The organism is Alphaproteobacteria bacterium, assembly GCA_030680745.1.
Lineage (GTDB): Bacteria > Pseudomonadota > Alphaproteobacteria > JAUXUR01 > JAUXUR01 > JAUXUR01.
In genome coordinates this window covers 1-5,803 of sequence record JAUXUR010000064.1, presented here as the reverse complement: position 1 = coordinate 5,803, position 5,803 = coordinate 1, and the positions used below count along the sequence as shown (strand labels likewise).

The following is a 5,803-nucleotide window of genomic DNA, read 5'->3' as shown; positions in this document are numbered from 1 at the left end:
ATGCAATAATTCCATCAGCTGCATGGTACCAATCCTATGTATGTGTTTGTTTTTATAGGATTATAAACATCATGCAGTGTTTATGGAATTTTTATTATTTTTCAACGTATTATAAAAATATTTCGTGTGGATCTCTCAGGATCAAGTCGCGGGACGTAGAAGAGTAGTTGTTGATTTCAAGCAACCAATTGAAATTACAAAAAATAATTTCAATAATAATTATTCAACAACACCCCTCGTATAAGAGAGTCTAGATATTAATTCATGCATTAAGAAGAATACCCTAATGCTAAATTACTTTTGCAAATTGATATAAACGTGGCTTTATCAACACCTTTATGCATCTCACTTTTATAAGGCTTTACGCCTTTTTTAGTAAGAGATTTACTAATGTCTAGTTTTGTAAGAGCACCGCCAGCATTATTTGCATTCCAAAGATCCTCACATCTATCTGCGAACGTTACTCGCGAATTAAATGACAGACCTACCAGTACCACAAAAAAAATTGTTAATTTTTTCATTTTTTCCTCCATTTTATAAACTTCATTACTTGAATTGTATCATATAACATAAAACCAGCAATTAAAAAAAAAACAATTCTTCAATTCATCAATTGCACTTTTCCTAAAACCTAGGCAAGATCAACCTACACAAAAACAAAGGTAACAAATATGGACGCAATCGAAACGATTCAAAGCAAAACCAAAAAAGTTTATTGCGACGGAAATCCCAAAAATGGTAATAAATCCATGCACAATAAATCATTGGGACATCCCCGTGTATTCCTGAATATGGGTGAAAAAGACCATATTGATTGTCCTTATTGTAGCCGTCATTATCAATATAATGAGACCCTTAAAGAATGCAAACCTCTTTGACTCAATCCTCATCACAACCGAAACCTAAGCTTTATCTTATTGATGGCTCCGGCTTTATTTTTAGGGCATTCCACGCCATCCCACCTTTAACGCGCAAAGATGGCACACAAGTCAATGCCGTTTATGGTTTTTGCACGATGTTGTCAAAATTATTGACAGATCATCATGCTGATTATATTGCCGTTGTTTTTGATGCGTCGCGCGAAAATTTTCGCAATGAAATTTACCCGGAATATAAAGCACATAGACCACCAACGCCGCCCGAACTAATCCCACAGTTTCCCTTGATTCGCGAAGCAACCACCGCTTTTAATATTCCTTGGTTTCAGCTTGAAGGCTATGAAGCCGATGATCTGATCGCTACCTTCACCGAAATTGGGAAAGCAAATGCGTTTGAAACAATCATTGTTTCCTCTGACAAAGATTTAATGCAGCTTGTGGGCGATGATGTTACGATGTTTGATCATTTTAAAAACATCTATATTACGCCCAATGAAGTACAAGAAAAATATGGTGTACCGCCTTCAAAAATGATTGAAATTCAATCGCTTATGGGTGATAGCTCAGATAATGTTCCAGGTGTTCCCAAAATCGGACCCAAAACGGCTGCCGAACTTATTCAACAATTTGGTACACTTGAAAATCTTTTGAATAATCTCGATCAAATTCCCCAAAAAGGCAGACGCGAAAATTTAGAAACCTATCAAGAGCAAGCCCGTATTTCGCATCAATTGGTTACCCTCCGCAAAGATGTACCGATTATCATTAGCCCCGAGGATTTCAAACGTAAAGATCTGCATATCCCGGATTTAGTCCAATTTGTTAAAGACCAGAATTTTAAGACGCTTATTACACGATTTGAAAAACTCGAACCAGCATCAAATAATGACGTCTCTTCTGCGCAAGAAGCACCCGTTAAAGAAACCTATACATGCGTCACAGATCTTGAAACGCTTCAAAAATGGATTGATGCTTGTTACACAAAAGGCATTGTCGCCGTTGACACTGAAACAACAGCACTCAATCCACAACTCGCCCAAATTGCGGGTGTTTCGCTTGCACTCTCTAAAGGCGAAGCTTGTTACATTCCCTTAAGTCATGTGGGTACTTTTGGTCAAATTGAAAAAGATCAAATTAACAAAGACATCGCTTTAAAATTGCTTAAGCCCATGCTTGAAGATACAAGCATCTTAAAAATTGGTCACAATATCAAATATGATGCCCATATTTTTGCGCATTACGGCATTAATGTAAGCCCCATCGACGACACCATGGTTTTGTCCTATATCCTTGAAAACGGACTCCATGGTCATTCATTAGACGAACTTGCTTCCTTATTTTTTAACCATGACATGATTAAATTTAAAGATGTCGTGGGTACTGGCAAAAGCCAGCTTATTTTTACGCAAATTCCTCTTTTAGAGGCAACCGCTTATGCCGCCGAAGATGCTGATTATACGTTTCGCTTACACGAAATTTTAAAGCCACGATTAATCGAAGATCATCTGGTTGCGCTTTACGAAGATATTGAGCGTCCTCTTATCCCCGTCTTAAAAGCGATGGAGAAAAAAGGGATATCGCTAGATCTTAATGCATTGGTTGAAGCAGGGCAAAAATTTTCGATACACGCAAAAGATCTTGAAGAAAAAATATTTGCCTTATCAGGTCAAGAATTTAACATAGGGTCGCCCAAACAATTAGGCGAAATCTTGTTTGATAAATTGAACTTGCCTGCACCTAAAAAAGGCAAAGCTGGCAATTATGAAACCAATTCTGATGTTTTAGAGCCCCTCGCCCAAGAAGGTCATTTGATCGCACAATACGTACTTGCCTGGCGACAATATTCAAAATTGATTTCGACTTATGTCGAAGGTCTTAAGCAAGAAATCAACCCCAAAACAAACCGCGTCCATACATCTTATGGCATGACGATTACATCCACTGGGCGTTTGAATTCATCTAATCCGAATCTACAAAATATTCCAACACGCACAGAAGAAGGCCGTCATATCAGACGCGCTTTTAAAGCAGCCCCTGGACACAAACTTGTTTCTTTTGATTATTCCCAAATTGAGTTACGTTTATTGGCTGAGCTCGCAAATATCGAAGAATTACGTGACGCTTTCAAACACAAACAAGATATCCACAAATTAACAGCCTCTCAAATTTTTCATATCCCATTAGAAGAAATCACATCCGATATAAGACGCAAAGCCAAAGCCATTAATTTTGGCATTATTTATGGCATTAGCGCCTTTGGGCTTGCGAAACAATTAGGCTGCCCCAATAAAGAAGCAGATTCTTACATCAAATCATATTTTGAACGCTACCCGGGCATTCAAGCCTATATGGAGCAAACAAAAGAATTCTGCCGTCAGCATGGATATATCAAAACGCTGATGGGTCGCAAATGCTTTATCCCTGATATTAATGCTAAAAATGGCGCGATTCGCAGTTTTTCAGAACGTGCCGCCATTAACGCGCCCTTACAAGGCAGTAATGCTGATATCGTTAAAATGGCTATGGTTAAAATCCATCATTTTCTGCTGGAGAAATATCCAGCAACATCCATGCTACTGCAAGTTCATGACGAATTAATTTTTGAAATACCCGATAAAGACGTCGAAATTCTTAAGCCCATCATAAAGCATATGATGGAAAATGTCGTGCAATTAGCCGTCCCCCTTATTGTTGATATTGGAATTGGCAATAATTGGGCAGAAGCTGGCGAAAAATAGATCAATATCAATATCTAATCATATTTATGATATTGACAATATTTTTATTTTATATATACTTCTCAAAAGAAAATTTTTTTTATTTAAAATTATAAATTATTTATAAAACATAGTGCTAACACATTATAAGTATTATAAAAATTTTAATCAAAAAGGTGTCCACAATGAATAAATTAGTACTATTACTCGCATTAAATCTATTTGCATTTCAAGCACATGCATTATTATCAGATATCGAAAAAGAAATCCTAACGGATACATTCTTAGAAAATTCATCTACAGAAATAAAAATATCGCTTAAAAAGAAAATACTATCTGGTAAAATTAAAAACATTTCCAAAAAACAAGCAGAATATATTAAAAACAATATAGAAAAATTTTGCTGTACATTAGTTTGGATTACAAAATTAAATCTCAATCAATGCAAAATTCAATCATTGCCAGAAAATATTATTAATCTTACCCAATTGAAAACCTTAGATCTATCCGAAAACAACATTGAAAAATTACCTGATGAAATAGGAAAATTAGAAAATTTAAAAGAACTTAACGTCTCTGAAAATAAGATTTCAAATTTACCTAACTCAATCGGAGAGTTAAAAAAATTAGAAGTGCTAAATATCCTCGGAAACAAGATCAAAACATTACCAGATACAATTGTAAACTTAAAAAAATTATTTTTATTTAATTCCTCTGCAAATAAGATTAGTAACTTCCCAAAAACACTTGGAAGCTTAATAAAATTACAAACACTTGATCTTTCTAACAACAAAATTTTAACTTTGCCAGATATAGCAGAAGGATTCAACGCATTAGAAGATCTTGATCTCTCTTATAATTTGATTGAATTCTTGCCAAGTATAACGGGTGGTTTATCCAAATTAACCAAACTTAATCTCTCTGGTAACAAAATTAAACTCTCACCTGATGTATTAAAAAAATTAACAAATTTACAAGCTCTTGATCTTTCAAACAATAAAATTAAAATCTTACCTGAAGAAATACAAGAATTAAGTGAATTAATAGATTTAGATCTTTCTTACAATAAGATTGTAACTTTACCTGATACAATTGGAGAATTAAGAAGGTTAAAAAATCTTTATCTTATTAGTAATTCAATTGAAGCCCTCCCTTACACAATACGTAAATTAACAAAATTAGAAACGCTTGAACTCAGTAATAACAAAAATCTTCTTTTCCTCCCCTCCTCGTTAAGAAATTTAAAAAATTCTCTGTGTTTACTTAGATTAATAGATACTGGCATTCAAATAAGTTGTGAAGGTGGCGCATTAGGTCAAATACAATTAAAAGAAATTTTTGGAAAGCGCGTTGTTTTTTCTTTGCTAGAAGAAAATAGAGCAGAAATTCCGATTAACCCTATATTAACACAATTGATGAGTAACGATTCTTTTAAATTGTACATTTTGATAGCGCACCTAATATCACACTTTCATTAAATATGTAATAAGAAATATATAGTCGATAGACTTGAGAAGCAGACAAGGAACAACGAACGAAGTGTATCCCTATATACATGAGTGAGGCGTGACGATATATCCTTCCAATGTCTATTGACTATAATAGTTTTCATTAAAATCTTTCCCTTGCCCTTAACCTCATTCCTGTTTACAATTAATAACTGCCTTAGAGTAGAATACTAATAGAAGAAAATAATAAAATGGATAAAAAATGAAATTATTAAAGATATTATCAATCTTTAGCATCTTTTTTAGTTCTTTTTTAACATACACAAATGCTCTTATTATCAACATAGAAAACAATAGCATTGGACCCTTAGATAAACTACAATCTTCAGATTCGGATGAAGATACACTTAATAATATTAAAAAATATTATATTCGTGAAGTTGTTATCAAAATAACAAATCAAAATGATGAAATCGTAGAAAAAGAATTAAATAGTTTTCACGTTAATTGGAAAAATAGATTTTCAAACGCTATACTTAACCCTATAGATAATAAAATGCAGGAAAAAACTTCTACGGAAATTGATATTCCAGAAAACTGGATCATTAAAAAAATCGAATTATAGTGGAATAACTTGAAAACACTACAAAGTTGCCAAAAAGCAATATATTCAAATTTACGGCAATATCTGCAGAAAGTTTTACAATTTAAAAACATAATCGATAGCCTCACCAAGTGACTGAAATTTGTTTATTATTTT

The 5,803-nt window shown here is 33.7% G+C and carries 5 protein-coding genes; 4 read left to right on the top strand and 1 reads right to left on the bottom strand.

All coding sequences use genetic code 11. The annotated features are described in order from the left end of the window. Positions 1–269: 269 nt before the first annotated feature. On the bottom strand, positions 270–521 hold the full coding sequence (locus Q8L85_07505) for a hypothetical protein (protein MDP1724533.1): 252 nt from the start codon (positions 519–521) through the stop codon (positions 270–272). Between the two features lie 150 nt (positions 522–671). Between Q8L85_07505 and Q8L85_07500 the strand changes: the two genes are divergently transcribed. From Q8L85_07500 to Q8L85_07485, 4 genes are all read left to right on the top strand, one after another. After that, positions 672–878 carry a zinc-finger domain-containing protein gene (locus Q8L85_07500; protein ID MDP1724532.1) on the top strand — a complete coding sequence of 69 codons (207 nt, stop codon included), beginning with the start codon at positions 672–674 and terminating at the stop codon, positions 876–878. Continuing rightward, positions 863–3,616 carry a DNA polymerase I gene (polA, locus tag Q8L85_07495; protein MDP1724531.1) on the top strand — a complete coding sequence of 918 codons (2,754 nt, stop codon included), beginning with the start codon at positions 863–865 and terminating at the stop codon, positions 3,614–3,616. Before Q8L85_07500 ends, polA begins: the two co-directional genes overlap by 16 nt. Before the next feature lie 164 nt (positions 3,617–3,780). After that, complete coding sequence (locus Q8L85_07490) at positions 3,781–5,073, top strand: hypothetical protein (protein ID MDP1724530.1); 1,293 nt, start codon at positions 3,781–3,783, stop codon at positions 5,071–5,073. A 232-nt stretch (positions 5,074–5,305) separates the two neighbouring features. Continuing rightward, positions 5,306–5,668, top strand: coding sequence for a hypothetical protein (locus Q8L85_07485; protein ID MDP1724529.1), 363 nt, complete (start codon positions 5,306–5,308; stop codon positions 5,666–5,668). Positions 5,669–5,803: the final 135 nt, after the last annotated feature.